Annotated in this window: 17 protein-coding genes and 1 tRNA gene; 10 read left to right on the forward strand and 8 right to left on the reverse strand. The window is 71.9% G+C overall.

Features of this window, described 5'->3' with window-relative positions:
* Positions 1–32: 32 nt before the first annotated feature.
* On the forward strand, positions 33–1850 hold the full coding sequence (glmS, locus tag OIE75_RS13375) for a glutamine--fructose-6-phosphate transaminase (isomerizing) (protein WP_307012310.1): 1818 nt from the start codon (positions 33–35) through the stop codon (positions 1848–1850).
* A gap of 157 nt (positions 1851–2007) precedes the next feature.
* Here the strand turns inward: glmS and OIE75_RS13380 are convergent, their stop codons facing one another.
* The gene (locus OIE75_RS13380; protein WP_329471006.1) at positions 2008–2565 is read right to left on the reverse strand and encodes a GPR1/FUN34/YaaH family transporter; all 558 of its coding nucleotides are present in this window, start codon (positions 2563–2565) and stop codon (positions 2008–2010) included.
* Positions 2566–2714: 149 nt separating this feature from the next.
* A complete protein-coding gene (locus OIE75_RS13385; protein ID WP_122619963.1) occupies positions 2715–3242 on the reverse strand; it encodes a universal stress protein in 528 nt (175 codons plus the stop codon).
* A 293-nt stretch (positions 3243–3535) separates the two neighbouring features.
* On the opposite strand from OIE75_RS13385, the gene OIE75_RS13390 reads away from it, so the two are divergent.
* From OIE75_RS13390 to OIE75_RS13405, 4 genes are all read left to right on the forward strand, one after another.
* Positions 3536–3862 (forward strand): hypothetical protein, encoded by a 327-nt coding sequence (locus OIE75_RS13390; protein ID WP_307012314.1) that lies wholly within the window; start codon positions 3536–3538, stop codon positions 3860–3862.
* 386 nt (positions 3863–4248) lie between these two features.
* Positions 4249–5439, forward strand: a complete 1191-nt coding sequence (locus OIE75_RS13395; protein ID WP_329471008.1) for a helix-turn-helix domain-containing protein — start codon at positions 4249–4251, stop codon at positions 5437–5439.
* A gap of 197 nt (positions 5440–5636) precedes the next feature.
* Complete coding sequence (orn, locus tag OIE75_RS13400) at positions 5637–6239, forward strand: oligoribonuclease (protein ID WP_307012317.1); 603 nt, start codon at positions 5637–5639, stop codon at positions 6237–6239.
* Between the two features lie 123 nt (positions 6240–6362).
* A tRNA-His gene (locus tag OIE75_RS13405) sits at positions 6363–6435 on the forward strand.
* A 186-nt stretch (positions 6436–6621) separates the two neighbouring features.
* Here the strand turns inward: OIE75_RS13405 and OIE75_RS13410 are convergent.
* The gene (locus OIE75_RS13410; protein WP_307012318.1) at positions 6622–7677 is read right to left on the reverse strand and encodes a LacI family DNA-binding transcriptional regulator; all 1056 of its coding nucleotides are present in this window, start codon (positions 7675–7677) and stop codon (positions 6622–6624) included.
* Between the two features lie 365 nt (positions 7678–8042).
* On the opposite strand from OIE75_RS13410, the gene OIE75_RS13415 reads away from it, so the two are divergent.
* From OIE75_RS13415 to OIE75_RS13430, 4 genes are all read left to right on the forward strand, one after another.
* Positions 8043–9368, forward strand: a complete 1326-nt coding sequence (locus OIE75_RS13415) for an ABC transporter substrate-binding protein (protein ID WP_307012319.1) — start codon at positions 8043–8045, stop codon at positions 9366–9368.
* Between the two features lie 5 nt (positions 9369–9373).
* Positions 9374–10384, forward strand: coding sequence for a carbohydrate ABC transporter permease (locus OIE75_RS13420; RefSeq protein WP_307017918.1), 1011 nt, complete (start codon positions 9374–9376; stop codon positions 10382–10384).
* A gap of 12 nt (positions 10385–10396) precedes the next feature.
* Positions 10397–11308 carry a carbohydrate ABC transporter permease gene (locus OIE75_RS13425; RefSeq protein WP_122619952.1) on the forward strand — a complete coding sequence of 304 codons (912 nt, stop codon included), beginning with the start codon at positions 10397–10399 and terminating at the stop codon, positions 11306–11308.
* Between the two features lie 134 nt (positions 11309–11442).
* Positions 11443–12882 (forward strand): GH1 family beta-glucosidase, encoded by a 1440-nt coding sequence (locus tag OIE75_RS13430; RefSeq protein ID WP_307012320.1) that lies wholly within the window; start codon positions 11443–11445, stop codon positions 12880–12882.
* A gap of 96 nt (positions 12883–12978) precedes the next feature.
* On the opposite strand, the gene OIE75_RS13435 is transcribed toward OIE75_RS13430, so the two are convergent.
* The 3 genes from OIE75_RS13435 to OIE75_RS13445 all read right to left on the reverse strand — a co-directional run bounded on the left by OIE75_RS13435 (position 12979) and on the right by OIE75_RS13445 (position 16740).
* A complete protein-coding gene (locus tag OIE75_RS13435; RefSeq protein ID WP_329471011.1) occupies positions 12979–14451 on the reverse strand; it encodes a glycoside hydrolase family 18 protein in 1473 nt (490 codons plus the stop codon).
* A 130-nt stretch (positions 14452–14581) separates the two neighbouring features.
* Entirely contained in the window at positions 14582–16006 is a 1425-nt protein-coding gene (locus tag OIE75_RS13440; RefSeq protein WP_307012322.1) for a sensor histidine kinase, read from the reverse strand.
* Complete coding sequence (locus tag OIE75_RS13445) at positions 16003–16740, reverse strand: response regulator transcription factor (RefSeq protein ID WP_307012323.1); 738 nt, start codon at positions 16738–16740, stop codon at positions 16003–16005. Before OIE75_RS13445 ends, OIE75_RS13440 begins: the two co-directional genes overlap by 4 nt.
* Positions 16741–16883: 143 nt before the next feature.
* On the opposite strand from OIE75_RS13445, the gene OIE75_RS13450 reads away from it, so the two are divergent.
* Positions 16884–17438, forward strand: coding sequence for a hypothetical protein (locus tag OIE75_RS13450; RefSeq protein WP_329471013.1), 555 nt, complete (start codon positions 16884–16886; stop codon positions 17436–17438).
* A 51-nt stretch (positions 17439–17489) separates the two neighbouring features.
* Here the strand turns inward: OIE75_RS13450 and OIE75_RS13455 are convergent, their stop codons facing one another.
* Both OIE75_RS13455 and OIE75_RS13460 read right to left on the reverse strand, forming a co-directional pair.
* Positions 17490–18359 (reverse strand): spermidine synthase, encoded by an 870-nt coding sequence (locus OIE75_RS13455; protein ID WP_329471015.1) that lies wholly within the window; start codon positions 18357–18359, stop codon positions 17490–17492.
* A 51-nt stretch (positions 18360–18410) separates the two neighbouring features.
* Positions 18411–18809 carry a hypothetical protein gene (locus OIE75_RS13460; protein ID WP_443078350.1) on the reverse strand — a complete coding sequence of 133 codons (399 nt, stop codon included), beginning with the start codon at positions 18807–18809 and terminating at the stop codon, positions 18411–18413.
* Positions 18810–18869 lie beyond the last annotated feature (60 nt).

Here is an 18869-nt window from a genome sequence, read left to right on the forward strand (position 1 = left end):
AAGCCGAAGAGGAACACGAGGTTTACGTATACATGTGCGGAATCGTCGGATACATCGGCAAGCGTGACGTCGCGCCCCTGCTCCTGGAGGGCCTCCAGCGCCTGGAGTACCGCGGCTACGACTCGGCGGGCATCGTCGTCACGTCCCCGAAGGCGGCCGGCCTGAAGATGGTCAAGGCCAAGGGCCGGGTCCGCGACCTGGAGGCCAAGGTCCCGGCGCGCTTCAAGGGCACCACCGGCATCGCCCACACCCGCTGGGCCACCCACGGCGCCCCGTCCGACGCGAACGCCCACCCGCACATGTCGGCCGACCAGAAGGTCGCCGTCGTCCACAACGGCATCATCGACAATGCCGCCGACCTGCGCCGCAAGCTGGAGGCGGACGGCGTCGAGTTCCTCTCCGAGACCGACACCGAGGTCCTCGTCCACCTCATCGCCCGCTCCGAGGCGGAGAAGCTGGAGGACAAGGTCCGCGAGACCCTGCGGGTCATCGAGGGCACCTACGGCATCGCCGTGATGCACGCCGACTTCCCCGAGCGCATCGTCGTCGCCCGCAACGGCTCGCCGGTCGTCCTCGGCATCGGCGAGAAGGAGATGTTCGTCGCCTCGGACATCGCCGCGCTGGTCGCCCACACCCGCCAGATAGTCACCCTCGACGACGGCGAGATGGCCACCCTCAAGGCGGACGACTTCCGCACGTACACCACCGAGGGAACCCGCACCACCGCCGAGCCCACCACGGTGGAGTGGGAGGCCGCCTCCTACGACATGGGCGGCCACGACACCTACATGCACAAGGAGATCCACGAGCAGGCCGAGGCCGTGGACCGCGTGCTGCGCGGCCGGATCGACGACCGCTTCTCCACCGTGCACCTCGGCGGCCTCAACCTGGACGCCCGCGACGCGCGCGCCGTGCGCCGCGTGAAGATCCTCGGCTGTGGCACCTCGTACCACGCGGGCCAGATCGGCGCCCAGATGATCGAGGAGCTGGCCCGCATCCCCGCGGACGCCGAGCCCGCCTCCGAGTTCCGGTACCGCAACGCGGTCGTCGACCCCGACACCCTGTACATCGCCGTCTCCCAGTCCGGCGAGACGTACGACGTGCTGGCCGCCGTGCAGGAGCTGAAGCGCAAGGGCGCCCGCGTCCTCGGCATCGTCAACGTGGTCGGCTCGGCGATCGCCCGCGAGGCCGACGGCGGCATGTACGTGCACGCCGGGCCCGAGGTCTGCGTCGTCTCCACCAAGTGCTTCACCAACACCTGCGTCGCCTTCGCGCTGCTCGCCCTGCACCTGGGCCGCACCCGCGACCTCTCGGTCCGCGACGGCAAGCGGATCATCGAGGGCCTGCGCAAGCTGCCCGCGCAGATCGCCGAGATGCTGGAGCAGGAGGAGGACGTCAGGAAGCTGGCCGCGCAGTACGCCGACGCCCGCTCGATGCTCTTCATCGGCCGCGTCCGCGGCTACCCGGTCGCCCGTGAGGCCTCCCTGAAGCTCAAGGAGGTCTCGTACATCCACGCCGAGGCCTACCCGGCCTCCGAGCTGAAGCACGGCCCGCTCGCCCTGATCGAGCCCGCCCTGCCGACGGTCGCGATCGTGCCGGACGACGACCTGCTGGAGAAGAACCGCGCGGCCATGGAGGAGATCAAGGCCCGCAGCGGCCAGATCCTCGCCGTCGCCCACCAGGAGCAGGAGAAGGCCGACCACACCATCGTCGTCCCGAAGAACGAGGACGAGCTGGACCCCATCCTGATGGGCATCCCCCTCCAACTCCTCGCCTACCACACGGCCCTGGCCCTGGGCAGGGACATCGACAAGCCGCGGAACCTGGCAAAGTCGGTCACGGTGGAGTAGCGGCCCGTTTGTGGCTTTGAGGGGCGCGGGGAACTGCGCGACCAGCCACGACGCACCGCACAGGCAAGACAACCGAACGGCCCCCCACGTGTGCCACCAGACACGCGGGGGGCCGTCCCATCGCCGGGGAGCCGCCACACCCCCCGGCCGGCGGCAGCTACACCGTCACTCCCCGGCCCGCAGCGCGCCTCGGCATCGACGTGGGCCAGTGGGCCAGGACCGCGGTCGCCGCGTACCAGGCGACCGCCCCCGCCCCGACGGCGAACCACCCGCCCGCCTTGCCCAGCGCCGTACTGTCCGCGAACGAACCGACGGCGAGCAGCAGCAGGGACACGCAGAGCAGCCCGTACGTCCCCTGCCCGAGCGCGTCGCCGCCGGCGAACGTGAGGGTGAGGGCGACGAGGGCGAACAGGAGCAGGAAGAGTCCCGCCGCGTTGGCGGAGACCTGGTTGTCGGCGGAGACGGCCCAGGTGAACCAGAGCGCGCCCAGGACGGTGAAGGCCGCGCCGGAGGCGGTGTCGCGGTCGCGCAGTGCGAGCAGACCGGCGACGAAGAGCGCGACGCCGCCGACGTACTGGGCGACGGTCACGGCGTCCGCCGCCGTCACCTGGTCGATCACGGCGGTGTGACCGAGGCCGAAGGCCAGCAGGGTGATGCCGAGGGCGAGTCGGCCGACGATGGTGGTGGTGCTTCCCGCGGAGACGTCGTTGTCCACGGCGGGCTCCCTTCGTGCATGTGCGGTTGTGCGGTGACACGTATATGCCCTTCACAAAGGCACAAATACCTCTACGCGTCGGTAGCTTCACGCTGCATGAACAGGGGCGCCGCCTGGGACGGCGGGGACGGCCGAGCCGCCCCGGGACGCTACGGAATGATCACCACGGGCCGCTTCGCCCGCTTGGCGAGCCGCCCGGCGACGGAGCCGAAGAGCCGGCCCACGAGACCGTGACTGGAGCCGACGACGATGGCGTCCGCCGCGTACTCCCGGCCCACCTCTTCGAGTTCGTGGCAGATGTCGCCGCCGCGCTCGACCAGGATCCAGGAGACGTCGGCGAGATAGTCGGCGCACGCCAGTTCCAGACCCAGCACCTCGGTGCGGTGGTCCGGCACGTCCACGAAGACGGGAGGCTCGCAGCCGGCCCACACCGTGGTGGGCAGCCGGTTGGCGACATGCACGATGACCAGGCCGGAGCCCAGTCGGGACGCCATGCCGATGGCGTACGCGAGGGCACGCTCACTGGATGTGGAGCCGTCGAAGCCGACCACGACCCCGTGCTTGAAGGCGGGGTCGCACGACTGACGTGGCTCTTCGGCCGCCAGGGGCTCGGCCGCCGTAGGTTCGGCGACGGGCCGCTTGCGGTCCGCGGGTTCGAAGAATTCGTGACCGGCCATGGCTGTCTCGGCGTTTTTATCCTCTAGGGGGGCCAACAGTGGGCGGCTGAGCTGTGTCCGGGAATGGTCTTCCCAACCCCATACCCCCAAGGGTACGGCGCCACGCCTCCTTCGCCCAGATCCCGCGGAGGGTCCGCCGCGGGGTTCACCGGAGCATGCCCGAGGGGCGCCCGCAACGCAATGGTTGCTGCCCTGTACAGGCGGTTTGCACAGGATTCAACTGTCGGTGACCGGTCGTGACCGACGCGCCGCGCGGGCGTTGATCTCCATGCAGCCAGCCCCAGGGAGCACTCGTGTCCGGACCGCACCGCCCCGCCGAGCCGACGTCCGCACCCTCCCGTGACGGCGTGACCGACCTCGTCCGCTGGGCGGCGTTCAGCTGCTTCCTGGTCCCGGTCGCGCTCCTCTGGTACGGCACGTCCTTCGCCGGCACGGCCGGCACCGCCCTCGGCCTGGCCGCCGTCACCGGCGTGTGCCGTCTGCTGCTGCGGCGGTCCGAACGCCTCGCCGCGCACCCGTGCGGCGGGGGGCGCCCGGGGCGGGGCGGCCGCCGGCGCAGGCCCGCGGCGCGGGCGCGCGGGCGCGGACGGCACGCTGGGGAAAACACACCGGTCGACTGACCGGTTTCCGCGCACAGTTCCGCTTCTTTTCAGCCAACTTCCAGGGGTGGCTCATCTACCCCCCTCACCACCCCCAAACCCCCGTTCCACCTGCACGGACAGGGTCTCGGGGACCCCGCGCACCCTACGGGGATTGGCCACTGACACAAGGCGCACTTCCCTGGGGCGCCCCAGAGTGCAACGCTTCGTGATCGACTGCTTCACGCCAAGTTGCCATGTCGACAATGTCCCAAGTGCCGAACCGGCCATCCCGGCGCGACGGGACACAGTAGATTCGATCTTGACTGTCTACGGCGGGGGACTCGTGCAGGACCGAGGGGAAACGTGTTGGAGCGACAGACCCGAAGGGTAGAGGGTGCCGCGACCACCGAGGGGGGCTTAGCAGTATGAGCCACGACTCCACTGCCGCGCCGGAAAGCACCGCCCGGAAGCTCTCCGGGCGACGCCGCAAGGAGATCGTCGCGGTGCTGCTGTTCAGCGGCGGCCCCATCTTCGAGAGTTCCATACCGCTGTCGGTGTTCGGGATCGACCGCCAGGACGCCGGCGTGCCGCGCTACCGCTTGCTGGTGTGTGCCGGTGAGGACGGCCCGCTGCGGACCACGGGGGGCCTCGAACTGACCGCGCCGCAGGGCCTGGAGGCGATCTCACGCGCGGGCACCGTCGTCGTGCCGGCCTGGCGGTCGATCACCTCGCCGCCACCGGAGGAGGCGCTCGACGCCCTGCGCCGGGCGCACGAGGAGGGCGCCCGCATCGTCGGCCTGTGCACCGGCGCCTTCGTGCTGGCCGCGGCCGGCCTGCTGGACAGCCGCCCGGCGACCACGCACTGGATGTACGCGCCGACGCTGGCCAAGCGCTATCCGTCGGTGCACGTGGACCCGCGCGAGCTGTTCGTGGACGACGGCGACGTGCTGACGTCCGCGGGCACCGCCGCCGGGATCGACCTGTGCCTGCACATCGTGCGCACCGACCACGGAAACGAGGCGGCCGGCGCGCTGGCCCGCCGCCTGGTGGTGCCGCCGCGCCGGAGCGGAGGCCAGGAGCGCTACCTGGACAGGTCTTTACCGGAGGAGATCGGCGCCGACCCGCTCGCCGAGGTCGTCGCCTGGGCGCTGGAACACCTCCACGAGCAGTTCGACGTGGAGACGCTGGCCGCGCGCGCCTACATGAGCCGCCGCACCTTCGACCGCCGCTTCCGGTCGCTGACCGGCAGCGCGCCGCTCCAGTGGCTGATCACCCAGCGGGTGCTGCAGGCGCAGCGCCTGCTGGAGACGTCGGACTACTCGGTGGACGAGGTCGCGGGCCGCTGCGGATTCCGCTCGCCGGTGGCCCTGCGCGGTCACTTCCGCCGCCAGCTGGGGTCCTCGCCCGCCGCCTACCGTGCCGCCTACCGGGCACGGCGCCCGCAGAGCGAGCGCCCGGTGGACCAGGATCCGGCGGGAGCGGGGGCGCCGAGGCCCCTCGCCCCCGCGGAACCGGCCGCGCTGCCGCCGGAGAGTTCGGTCCCGTTCCAGTCCCGCCGCACCCCGGCCCCGGTCCCGGCGACGGCCGGCGTCCCCGGGCAGCGGGGCGCGTCGTGACGTAGCGCGCGGAACGCCGGACGGGCTTTTCAACCGTCCGGCGTTCACCTTCTACGCCGGGCGGACCGATTCAGCCCGTCCGGCGTTTGAGGACGAGGCCGTCGGGCCGAAGCGGGGGGTTCAGGGGCGGCAGCCCCCGTGACGTCCACACCGACGCCGGGGGCCCGGGAAACAGGCGCCCACCGTACAGTGGCCGCATGAACGATCGCATGGTGTGGATCGACTGCGAGATGACCGGCCTCTCGCTGTCCGACGACGCGCTCATCGAGGTTGCCGCCCTCGTCACCGACTCCGAGCTGAACATCCTCGGCGAGGGCGTCGACATCGTCGTCCGCCCGCCGGAGCGGGCCCTGGAGACGATGCCCGACGTGGTGCGTGAGATGCACACCTCGTCCGGCCTGCTCGCGGAGCTGGACGGCGGCACGACGCTCGCGGACGCCGAGGCGCAGGTCCTCGCGTACGTACGCGAGCACGTGAAGGAGCCCGGCAAGGCCCCCCTGTGCGGGAACTCGGTCGGCACCGACCGCGGCTTCCTGCTGCGGGACATGCCCACGCTCGAGGACTACCTCCACTACCGGATCGTCGACGTCTCCTCGATCAAGGAGCTGGCCCGCCGCTGGTACCCGCGGGCGTACTTCAACAGCCCCGAGAAGAACGGCAACCACCGCGCGCTCGCCGACATCCGCGAGTCCATCGCCGAACTGCGCTACTACCGGGAGGCGGTCTTCGTCCCGCAGCCCGGACCGGACTCCGACACCGCCAAGGCGATCGCCGCGAAGCACGTCGTAGCGGCCAGGTAGGGGCCCCGGCACGCCGGGGAGCGGCGCCCGGAAAGCCGGGCGCGAGCACCCCTTCGGACCCTGTACACTTTTTCTCAGCCGGTCGGGAAACCCCGCCCACGCGGGATTCGAGCACCGGCCTTGGTGGGTGTAGCTCAGTTGGTAGAGCACCTGGTTGTGGTCCAGGTGGCCGCGGGTTCAAGTCCCGTCACTCACCCTGATCCGTCGGCCGGTGACCTTCACGAAGGTCACCGGCCGACGGCGTTCCGGGCGGTCCGCCGCCCACCGGGCCGCGGCGGGCGGTGGATCACGGACCGGAGCCGGCCCCGCCCCGCCGGGCGGGCGCCGACGTCCACCCCGGGGCCGGGGCCCCGACGCCCGTCGGCGTCACCGCGGCACCCCCTCAGGACGACGTACGCTCCACCAACTCCGTCGCCAGCACCACCTGGTGCCGCTCCAGCCCCCGCGATGCCGCCGGACGGCGGTCCGCGATCTCGGCCAGCAGCAGGTCGATCATGGCGCGGCCCATCTCCTCGATGGGCTGGCGGACGCTGGTCAGGGGCGGCTCCATGTGGCGGGCTATCGCCGAGTCGTCGTAACCGACCAGCGCCACGTCGTCCGGGATGCGCCGCCCCGCCTCGCGCAGCGCCTGGCGGGCACCCGCCGCGGTGACGTCCGAGGCGGCGAAGACCGCGTCCACGTCGGGACTGCGGCGCAGCAGCTCCTCCATCGCGCGGCGCCCGCCTTCCTCGGTGAAGTCACCGGCCTCGATCAGCCCCTCGTCCACCGCGTGGCCCGCGTCGCGCAGGGCCTCGCGGTAGCCGTCGACGCGGCGCTGGGCGCCGTAGACGTCGAGGCGGCCGGTGATGTGGGCGATGCGGCGGCAGCCCCGGGTCAGCAGGTGCTCGACGGCGGAGCGGGCGCCGCCGTAGTTGTCCGAGTCCACCGAGGCCAGCGACTCCGTGGCCGAGCGCGGGCCGCTGATCACGGCGGGGATCTCCAGCTGGGTCAGCAGGTCGGGCAGCGGGTCGTCGGCGTGCACCGAGACCAGCAGGACGCCGTCCACACGGTGCGCGGCCAGGTACTGGGCGAGCCGCTCGCGCTCCCGGTCACTGCCCGCGAAGATCAGGAGCAGTTGCATCTCGGTGTCGGAGAGTTCGGAGCCGACGCCCTTCAGCATGTCCGAGAAGTACGGTTCCGCGAAGAACCGGGTCTCCGGTTCGGGCACGACCAGCGCGATCGCGTCGGTGCGGTTGGCCGCCAGCGCCCGGGCCGCCGTGTTCGGGACGTAGCCGAGTTCCGCGACCGCCGCCTCGACGACCGCCCGGGTGGCGTCACTGACCCGGGGCGAACCGTTGATCACCCGGGACACCGTGCCGCGGCCGACGCCCGCCCGCGCCGCCACCTCTTCGAGGGTGGGCCGGCCACCGCTCCGACCACGTACTCCGTGGCTTGCCATCGGCTCCGCCTCCCGTCGACACCCCCGCACTCTGCGGCTGGCCTGGAATTTAACAGGCCGGTCGGGTGTAATGACCGGCTCCGGGTCCGCTCCCGCCGTGGCGGAGGTGCCTCCGTAGCGCTCGTCACCTCCAGTTAACAGGCCGATAACTGAACGCGTTTCGTCGCGTCCGCTCCCTTGACACCCCCGCCCGGACCGACGACTCTTCAACACATCACTTGTGGGAGCGCTCCCACACTACCTGGCACATACACATCCCGCACGTTCCCCGCCCGAGCCGCAGCAACGAACGAACGACATGAAGCAGCGGGTCCAACCATGTAGTTGGCCGGGGGGTCGGCACGTCAGGGCAACAGGAGGACGCAATGCGAGCAGCACGTATACGACCCGCCCGCAAGGTGGTGGTCATGGCGGCCATCGCGTCGCTGGGGGCCGGGCTGCTGGCCGGCTGTGCCGATGACGGGAAGGACGAGGACAGTTCGTCGTCGGGCGACGGCGGCGGCAAGACCACGATCACCCTCGGTCTGTTCGGCACGATGGGCTTCAAGGAGGCCGGCCTCTACGAGGAGTACGAGAAGCTCAACCCGGACATCAACATCGAGGAGACGGTCACCGAGCGGAACGAGAACTACTACCCCGCTCTGGTCAACCACCTCACCACCGGGAGCGGCCTGCAGGACGTCCAGGCCATCGAGGTCGGCAACATCGCCGAGGTCGTCGAGACCCAGGCGGACAAGTTCGTCGACATGTCCAAGGTCGAGGGCGTGAAGGCCGACAGCTGGGTGGACTGGAAGTGGAAGCAGGGAGTCACCAAGGACGGCCAGGCGGTCGGGCTCGGCACCGACATCGGCCCGATGGCCATCTGCTACCGCAAGGACCTCTTCGAGAAGGCGGGCCTGCCGACCGACCGCGACGAGGTCGGCGCGCTGTGGGCGGGTGACTGGAAGAAGTTCATCGAGGCCGGCGAGAAGTACAAGAAGGGTGCCGGCAAGGACACGTACTTCATGGACTCGCCCGGCGGTCTGATCAACGCCATCCTCGGCGGCGAGGAGGAGAAGTTCTACAACGCCGCCGGCGAGGTCGTCTACAAGACCAACCCCGCCGTCAAGGAGGCCTTCGACCTGACCGCGGAGGCCGCCGAGAAGGACCTGGTCCAGGCGCAGACCCAGTTCCAGCCGGCCTGGGAGCAGACCATCGCCAACAACCTGTTCGCCACCGTGGCCTGCCCGCCCTGGATGCTCGGCACCATCAAGGGCAAGTCGCAGCCCGAGGCGGCCGGCCAGTGGGACGTGGCCGCGGCGCCGACGTCCGGCAACTGGGGCGGTTCCTTCCTGGGTGTGCCCAAGAGCGGCAAGAACGTCGAGGAGGCGCAGAAGCTCGTCGCCTGGCTGACCGCGCCGAAGCAGCAGGCCAAGCTGTTCGCCGTGCAGGGCAGCTTCCCGAGCGCCACGGCCGCCTACGAGCTGCCGGAGGTGAAGGACGCGAAGAACGAGATGACGGGCGAAGCGCCGATCGGTGAGCTGTTCGCCAAGGCCGCCGAGTCCATCCCGGCGCAGGTGATCGGCCCGAAGGACCAGATCATCCAGCAGGGCCTGACCGACAACGGCGTCATCCTCGTCACCCAGGGCAAGTCGCCCAAGGAGGCCTGGGAGAACGCCACCAAGACCATCGACAACAACCTGGAGAAGTGACCGGAATGACCACCCGGCACGACACCGCCGCGCCCCCCTCCAAGGGGGGCGCGGCCCCGGGCCGACCGCCCGGTGACGCGGTCTCCCCCGAGGAGGCGAGGAAGCGGGCCCGGCTCTCCCGCCGCTGGCAGCGGGACCTGCGCTGGAGCCCGTACGCCTTCGTCTCCCCGTTCTTTCTGCTGTTCGCCGCCTTCGGCCTGTTCCCGCTGCTCTACACCGGCTGGGCCTCGCTGCACACGGTGGAGCTGACGGCGCCCACCGACATGACGTGGGTCGGCCTGGACAACTTCACCAGGATCTTCGACGACGAGTTCTTCTGGAACGCGGCGCAGAACACGCTGACCATCGGCATCATCTCCACGGTGCCGCAACTGCTCATGGCGATGGGCCTCGCGCACATCCTCAACTACAAGCTCCGCGGCTCCACCTTCTACCGCGTGGTGATGCTCGCGCCGTACGCGACGTCGATCGCCGCCGCCTCGCTGGTCTTCGTGCTCCTCTTCGGCCGCGACTACGGCATGATCAACTGGGCGCTCGACCTGGTCGGCTTCGACAAGGTCGACTGGCAGAGCGACAAGTGGCCGTCCCAGATCGCCGTCTCGTCGATCGTCATCTGGCGCTGGACCGGCTACAACGCGCTGATCTACCTGGCGGCGATGCAGGCGATCCCCCAGGACCTGTACGAGTCGGCGGCGCTGGACGGTGCCAGCCGGTGGCGGCAGTTCATCCACGTCACGCTGCCCCAGCTGCGTCCGACGATCCTCTTCACCGTCGTCGTGTCGACCATCGGCGCCTCCCAGCTGTTCGGCGAGCCGTTGCTGTTCGACGCCAACAAGGGCGCGTCGGGCGGCTCCCAGCACCAGTTCCAGACACTCGGCCTGTACCTGTACGAGCAGGGCTGGATCAACCAGCACCTGGGCCGCGCCTCGGCGATCGCCTGGACGATGTTCCTGATCCTCATCGTGATCGGGATCGTCAACTACGTCATCTCGCGCCGGCTGCGCGCCAGTAGTTAAGGAGAACCGGCCGTGACGACGACCCTGACCAAACCCCCGGCCGATCCGGTGCCCCAACCGCCCCGGCGGGGCCGGCTCCGGTCCAAGTCGGCCCGGGCCGGCGGACAGATGCACGCAGGACCCGTCGCGTACATCATCCTCGCCCTGTTCACCCTCGGTTCGCTGTTCCCGCTGGTGTGGACGGCGATCGCCGCCTCACGCGACAACCAGCGCCTGGCCCAGACGCCGCCGCCGTTCTGGTTCGGCGGCAACCTCTTCGACAAGATCGAGATCGCCTGGACCGACGCCAACATGGGCGAGGCGATCCTCAACACCACGATCGTGGCGGGGATCTCGGCGGTCACCGTCGTGTTCCTGTCGACGATCGCCGGCTTCGCCTTCGCCAAGCTGAAGTTCCGGGGCCGCAACGCGCTGATGCTGATCGTGGTCGGCACCATGATGATCCCGCCGCAGCTGAGCATCATCCCGCTGTACATGATGGTGGCCAAGCTGGACTGGACCGACCAGCTCCAGGCGGTGATCTTCCCGTCGCTCGTCAGCGCGTTCGGCGTGTTCTTCATGCGGCAGTACCTGCTGCAGGCGCTGCCGGACGAGATCATCGAGGCCGCCCGGGTGGACGGCGCGAGCAGCTGGCGCGTCATCTGGCACGTGGTGTTCCCGACGGCCCGGCCCGCGATGGCCGTCCTCGGCATGCTGATGTTCGTCCAGGTGTGGAACGACTTCCTGTGGCCGTTCCTGGTGCTGACGCAGAACGGCAACCCGACCGTGCAGGTCGCCGTGGCCGGCCTCGGCCGCGGCTTCACCCCGGACCAGGCCCTGATCATGGGTGGCGCGCTGCTCGGCACGCTGCCGCTGCTGCTGGTCTTCGCGATCTTCGGCAAGCAGATCGTGGGCGGCATCATGCAGGGAGCCGTCAAGGGCTGACAGGCTGCCGAGAAGGGCAGACACCAAGGGCCGACACCTCACCCGGTGGGCCGGGTCGCCGCCGCCCCGGCCCGCATTCCCCCCTCGTCCTTACTACGCGCCGGTCGTCACACGACCCGCTTGGGAGCGCTTCCATGCTTGAGTCCGCAACGCCGGTGACCCCGGTGACCTTCCCCCCTGCCTTCCTCTGGGGCGCCGCGACCTCGGCGTACCAGATCGAGGGCGCGGTGCGCGAGGACGGCCGTACGCCCTCGATCTGGGACACCTTCAGCCACACCCCCGGAAAGACGGCCGGCGGGGACACCGGTGACATCGCTGTCGACCACTACCACCGCTACCGCGACGACGTGGCGCTGATGAAGGACCTGGGGCTCGGCGCGTACCGCTTCTCCATCTCCTGGCCCCGGGTGCAGCCGACCGGCCGCGGCCCTGCCGTCCAGCGCGGCCTGGACTTCTACCGCCGCCTGGTGGACGAGCTGCTGGCCGCCGGGATCAAACCGGCCGTCACCCTCTACCACTGGGACCTGCCGCAGGAGCTGGAGGACGCGGGCGGCTGGCCGGAGCGGGACACCGCGTACCGGTTCGCGGAGTACGCGCAGATCGTGGGCGAGGCGCTTGGCGACCGCGTGGAGCAGTGGATCACGCTCAACGAGCCCTGGTGCGCGGCCTTCCTGGGCTACGCCTCCGGGGTGCACGCGCCCGGCCGCACCGACCCCGCGGCCTCACTGCGCGCCGCGCACCACCTGAACCTGGCGCACGGTCTGAGCACGGTGGCCCTGCGGTCGGTGATGCCGGCCCGCAACTCGGTGGCGATCAGCCTCAACACCTCGGTCGTCCGCCCGCTGTCGCAGAAGCCGGAGGACCTGGCGGCGGCCCGCAGGATCGACGACCTGTCCGGCGGGATCTTCCACGGCCCGATCCTGCACGGCGCCTACCCGCAGTCCCTGCTGGAGGCGACGGCGCCGGTGACGGACTGGTCGTTCGTCCAGGACGGCGACCTGGGGCAGATCCGCCAGCCGATCGACGCGATCTGCCTCAACTACTACACGCCGACCGTGGTCTCGGCGGCGGACGCCGACTCCCGGGCGCCGCGCGCCGACGGTCACGGCGCGAGCGACCACTCGCCGTGGCCGGCCGCCGACGACGTGGCCTTCCACCAGCCGCCGGGCGAGCGCACGGAGATGGGCTGGAGCGTCGACCCGACCGGCCTGCACGAGCTGATCATGCGCTACCACCGCGAGGCGCCCGGCCTGCCGCTGTACATCAGCGAGAACGGTGCCGCCTACGACGACAAGCCGGGTGCCGACGGCACGGTGCACGACCCGGAGCGCGTCGCCTACCTGCACGGCCACCTCACGGCGGTGCGCCGGGCCATCACCGACGGCGCCGACGTCCGCGGCTACTACCTGTGGTCCCTGATGGACAACTTCGAGTGGGCCTACGGCTACGAGAAGCGGTTCGGCGCGGTCTACGTCGACTACGTCTCCCAGCAGCGCACCCCCAAGTCGAGCGCCCTGTGGTACGGCCGGGCGGCCCGCTCGGGCTCGCTCCCGCCGGTGGACTCCGCCGAGTAGGCGCCCGCCCGGGGACGGCACGGCCGATGCGGGGCGCGGCACCCCACGTGGGTGCCGCGCCCCGCTCGTGGGGCCGGTGTGGGGGGAAGCCCGGCCCTACTTGAAGGCGGCGAAGGCCTTCGCGAAGGCGTTCGCCTCCTGGTCGATCGAGCTGCACGTCGCGTCGGCCGCGGGCTTGGGGCCGCCGGGGCACGCCTTGTCGCGGGTCGCGGACCACATGGACAGTCCGCCCAGGCCCTTGGACTCGGCGAACTTCACGAGCTGGCCGGCGTCCTCGACGGTGAAGACCTCGGAGACGACGTCGTTGACGCCGATCATCGGGGTGACGGCGACCGTCTTCCAGGCTTCGTCGTCGGAGCGGCCGAGGACGCCCTTGACCTGCGCCTGGGTGGCGGTGGCGGCCTGCTCGGCGTAGGTGCCCATGTCGTCGCTGTACGCGGGCCCGTAGTCCATCGCCATGATGTTGACGGTGCCGATGTCCACGCCGTTCTCCTTCGCGTCGGCGAGGAGGTCGACGCCCGCCTGGGTCAGGCCCTCGGGCATGACGGGGAGGGTGAAGGAGACGTCCAGGCCGGGGTGTTCCTTCTGGAGGGCGGCGATGGCCTGGGCGCGGCGGGTGTTGGCGGCGGTGTCGGGCAGCGCGCCGCCCTCGACGTCGAAGTCGACCTTGGTGAGGTCGTAGGCGTCGACGACCTTGCCGTACGCCGCCGCCAGCGCGTCCACGGACGTACAGGTGGTGCCCAGTTCGGAGCCGGAGGCGCCGCCGAAGGAGACACGGACGTCGCCGCCCTCGGCGCGCAGGGCACCTATCTGCTTGGCCACCGCGTCGCTCGCGAGGTCGGTGACGCCGCCCCACTTGGGGGTGCAGCCGCCGCCGTCGGTGACGAAGGCGAGGGTGTAGTCCTTCACCCCGGTGGCCTCGGCGTTGGCGAGGAGGTCGTAGGACGGGTAGAGGGAGGTGTCGACGTACGGCGCGAAGCCGGCGCCGGCCGCGGTGCCGTTGCCCGGTGTCGAGGTGGGCGCCGGGGTGGTGGCGGTGCCGGTGGGGTCGGGCTCGGCGGAGTCGGTGGCCGTGGGGGCCGGGGTGGAGGTCGGGGCCGGGGGCTCGGTGGGGCGACCGCTGGGCTCGGGGGTGGCGCCGTCGTCCGCCGCGCACTCGGCGTCGTCGACGAGGCAACCGGTCGGCTCGTCCGTGCCGTTGACGACGAAGCCGACGGTGACGGACTCGCCGGCCTTCAGGCCGTCCGTGTCCCACTTCGGCGGGGTCACGGTGACGTGCTGCCCGCTCACCTTCGACTCGGCGTTCCACAGCGAGCCCAGCTTCGTCCCGCCGGGCAGGTCGAACTCCAGTGTCCAGTCCGGCTTCGCCTCGCCGCTGCCGTTGGTGACGACGTACTGGGCGGTGTAGCCGTTCGACCACGCACTGGTCTTCGTGTAGACGGCGCCCACCGGGGCCGCCTGGGCGGTACTGGTGAACAGCAGCGCGCCGCCGCCGGCCACGGCCGCCGCGACGACGGTGCCGATCGCCTTGTTCCTGCCACTGACCCTGCGTCGGTGCGTGCGCGTCATGTGCCTGCCTTCGCTGTTCACGGTGCCCCCGGCGGGGAACGTCCGGGGATGGGGGTGCGGCAGCACGCTAGCGAGCCGGAAACGGGCAAAGAGCCTGATCCGGGCGGGGTTCGGCGATCTTAGGGTGCGCTTAAGGAAGAGATCGGGGCCGATTAATGCCGGCCGTCCGCCGGGGCTGCCGGCGGCGCCGCACCGCTCCCCGGTGGCCGCGCCGCTCGGGCGCCGTCCGCCCGTCGAGCTGCACCCAGATGCGCACCTCGGTGCCGCCCAGCACGGAGGAGCCGATGCGGACGTCGCCGCCGGTCGACTCGGCCATGCGGCGCACGATGTCCAGGCCGAGCCCGGTCGAGCCGTCGCTGCCCGAACCCCGGCCGCGGGCCATCGCCGCCTCCGGGTCGGGTATGCCGGCGCCCGCGTCCGACACGAGCACGATCACCGCGTCCTCGCCGTTGTGCAGGTCGACCGCGAAGGCGGTGCCCTCGGCGGTGTGCCGGAAGACGTTGCCGAGCAGGGCGTCGAGGGAGGCGGCCAGGTCGGCGCGGGCCACGGGGATGCGCACCGGCCGGTCGGCGCCGGCCACCCGCCACTTGCGGCCCTCGTCCTCGGCGAGCGCGGACCAGAACCCCATCCGCTCGCGCACCACCTCGGCCGCGTCGCACCCGGCGCCCGGACCGGCGGCGGCCGTCTGCGGCTTGGCGTCCCGGGCGGTGCGGATGATGGTGTCGACCTCGCGCTCCAACTGCTCGACGGCGGACCGGGTCTGCTCGGCGGCCGGCCCGTCGCCGAGCGAGGCCGCGTTGAGCCGCAGCACGGTCAGCGGCGTACGGAGGCGGTGGGACAGGTCGGCGGCCAGCTCGCGTTCGTTGGCGAGGAGCTGGACCACCTGGTCGGCCATGGAGTTGAACGCGACGGCCGCGAGCCGCAGTTCGGTCGGCCCCTCCACGGGCACCCGCGAGCCCAGCCGTCCCTCCCCCAACTGGTGCGCGCCCTCGACCAGGCGCTGCGCGGGCCGCACCATCCGCACGCCCAGCCGGTCGGCGACCGCGACGGAGCCGACGATCAGGGCGGCGCCGACCGCGGCGAGCACCGCCCAGGCCGTCGCGACCCCGTTGGTGACCTCGGACTCGGGGACGTACACCTCGACCACGGCGATCTCGCCGGAGCTGAGCGCGACCGGCTGGAGCAGCGTGGAACCGCCGTCCACCTCGGTGGTGGAGGCACGGCCCATCTCGCGCACGGCGGCGATGTCCTCGTCGGTGGCGCGCTGCCGGCCGATGTCGGCGGCCCGCTGCCCCGCGCCGTCGGTGGGCTCGCCGGACGCCGGTATGTGCACGGCCATTCCGGCGTCCGAGCCGGCGGAGGCGACGACGCGCTCCAACTGGTCGCGGTCGGTGGTGATGGACAGCGCGGGGGCGACCGCGGCCGCCTCCCGTTCGGCGTTGGAGAAGGCGCGGTCCCGGGCCATCTCCCGGATGACGAGTCCCAGGGGGACGGCGAAGGCGACCACGACCATCGCGGTGACCGCCAGCGACACCTTGACCAGGGCCCACCTCATCGCGGCGGCTCCGCTCCGGGCAGCCCCGGGCCCTGCGCCGGGTCCTGCAGGGGAGGCTCCAGCTTCACGCCGACACCGCGCAGGGTGTGCAGGTAGCGCGGCCGCGCCGCGGTCTCGCCCAGCTTGCGCCGCAGCCAGGACAGATGGACGTCGATGGTCTGGTCGTCGCCGTAGGACTGCTGCCAGACCTCGGCGAGCAGTTCCTTGCGGGGGACGACGACCCCTGGCCGGCCGGCCAGGAAGGCGAGCAGGTCGAACTCGCGGCGGGTGAGGTCGAGGCGCACGCCGTCCAGGTCGGCCTGGCGGCGCAGGGGGTCGACGGTGAGGCCGCCGACCCGGATGACGGGCGAGGGCGCCGCCTCCGCCGGTCCGGTCCGGACCCGGCGCAGGACGGCGGCCATGCGGGCCGACAGGTGCTCCACGGAGAACGGCTTGGTGAGGTAGTCGTCCGCGCCCGCGTTCAACAGCCGTACGACCTCCGCCTCGTCGTCCCGGGCGGTGGCGACGATCACGGGTACGTCGGTGATGCCGCGCAGCATCTTCAGTGCCTCGGAGCCGTCCAGGTCGGGCAGTCCGAGGTCGAGGATCACCACGTCGAAACGGAGATGGGCGACCTCGCGCAGCGCCTCCAGCGCCGTACCGACACTGCGCACGGTGTGCGAGGCGTCGGTCAGGTGCCGGATGAGCGCCGAGCGTACGAACTGGTCGTCCTCGACCACGAGCACACTTGCCATGGGCGGCACCGTACGCCATGCGGACCAACCCGGTGCGGGCCTGTGGACAACTCCGGTGCGGCCCTGTGCACAACTCTGCCGGGGGCCACCGTCACACTCCGTTCGGGCGACACGGGTGGGGCGGGTGAGGCAGTATGGCCGCGATGCGCAGAGGACTCGTCCACGTACTTGCCTGGCTGCTCGCCACCGGCGCGGCGGTCACGCTGTCGTGGTGGGGCGTCCACACGGTGATGACGGGCACGGCCTACGACGCGCCCCGCGCGCTGCCCATCACCGCAGCCGACACGTCGGTACGGGACGCGCAGGACGCCTCCGGCGGAGAGGGTTCGCGGGCGTCGTCCACCAGCCGTCCGTCGCCGTCGGGCAGTCCTTCGCCGTCGCCGAGCGAGACCCGCCCCGCGCCCGACCCCACCCCGTCGCGGACCGCCCCTTCCAGCCCGCCCGAGCGCCCGGCGAGCCCCTCCCCCGCCACCTCCGGCGAGGTCAGGAGCTACGACACCGACGGCGGCCGCGCGGTCTTCGACCTCGACACGTCGTCCGCCTCCCTGGTGTCGGCGACGCCGGGTGCGGGCTGGTCGATGCAGGTGTGGAAGACGGAGTCGTGGATCCGGGTGGAGTTCAGCTCGGGGGCGGACCGGGTGTCGGTGTTCTGCACCTGGCACGACGGGCCGCCGCGCGTGGAGATCGGCAGCTACTGAGCCGACGCGCCTCGCCGGACCCCTGCCTCTGCGTCTGCCTCTGCGTCTGCGTCAGCGGAAGACGGAGGGCGGTGGCGCGGGCGAGTCCACCGCCGCCGCGTCCGTCACCGGTGTCGCGCCGCCCGTGAAGTCGGCCAGCGCGCGGCCGTGTTCCACCCGGGCGGGCTGCGGGTCGGAGGCGGCGCGGCGGGTGAGTTCGGCGACCGGCAACGGGCGGTCGGAGGCGGCGAGGACGGCGTTGCCGAAGCGCTTGCCGCGCAGCACCGCGGGGTCGGCGACGAGGGCGAGTTCCGCGAACCGGGCCGCGGCGGTGGCGATCTGGCCGCGCAGGTGGGCGAGGGGCGGGCCGTCGGCGAGGTTGGCGGCGTAGACCCCGCCGGGCGCGAGCGCGCGCCGGACCTCGTCCAGGAACTCGGCGGACGTCAGGTGGGCCGGGGTGCGGGCGCCGCTGAAGACGTCCGCGACGATCAGGTCCGCCCAGCCGTCGGGCACCTTGGCCAGTCCGGCGCGGGCGTCGGTGGAGCGCACCCGGATCCGCGCGCCGGGGTCCAGGGGCAGCTCCCGGCGGACCAGTTGGACGAGGGCGGCGTCCCGCTCGACGACCTGCTGGGTGGAGCGGGGGCGGGTGGCGGCGAGATAGCGGGCGAGGGTGAAGGCGCCGCCGCCGAGGTGCACGGCCTGGACGGGCCTGCCCGGCGGGGCGGCGAGGTCGATGACGTGCCCGAGACGGCGCTGGTACTCGAAGGACAGGTGGGTCGGGTCGTCGAGGTCGACGTGCGACTGCGGGGCCCCGTCGATCAGCAGGGTCCAGGCCCGGGTCCGGTCCCGGTCGGGGATCAGCTCGGCGCGTCCGCCGTCGACGTCCTCGACGACCCTCTCGGCGGCAGCGCGCCCGCGGCGGGCGTTCCTGGACTTTCCCATCGGGCCATTATCGGCGCACCGCGCGATGGCGCCGCGCGTGGCCGGGAGGGCTCAGCGGCAGCTGTCGGCCGCTCTGATCAGCCGGGCCGCCTCGCCCAGCGCCTCGCGCAGCACCGCGGGGTCGGTCGCGGGGTCCGCCTCACCGGGCGGCAGCAGCCAGTCGGAGCCCTCCACGGGCGGCTCGGACGGCAGGTCGAGACTCAGCCCGCGGCCGTCCGTCTCCGTACAGGTGCTGCCCGGCACGTCCCAGGCGGCGGCGGTGCCCGGCGGCACCAGGAACCCCAGGGTGTCGCACCCGTCGTCGTGGATCACGGGACCCACCGCCTCGCCGGCCCCCCGCCTGAGGATGTCGACCGCCTCCAGACCCTGCCGGGTCGGCACGGTGACGACATCGCAGGCCTCGCAGGGCGGATCGCTGATCCGGCTGGTATCCATCCCGGCCTTCACCACGGAAGTCCTCCTCGGACGAGCGGGTCGGGAGTCGAGGGCCTCCCGGTCACCCTGTCCAAC

The organism is Streptomyces sp. NBC_01723 (assembly GCF_036246005.1).
Taxonomy (GTDB): domain Bacteria; phylum Actinomycetota; class Actinomycetes; order Streptomycetales; family Streptomycetaceae; genus Streptomyces.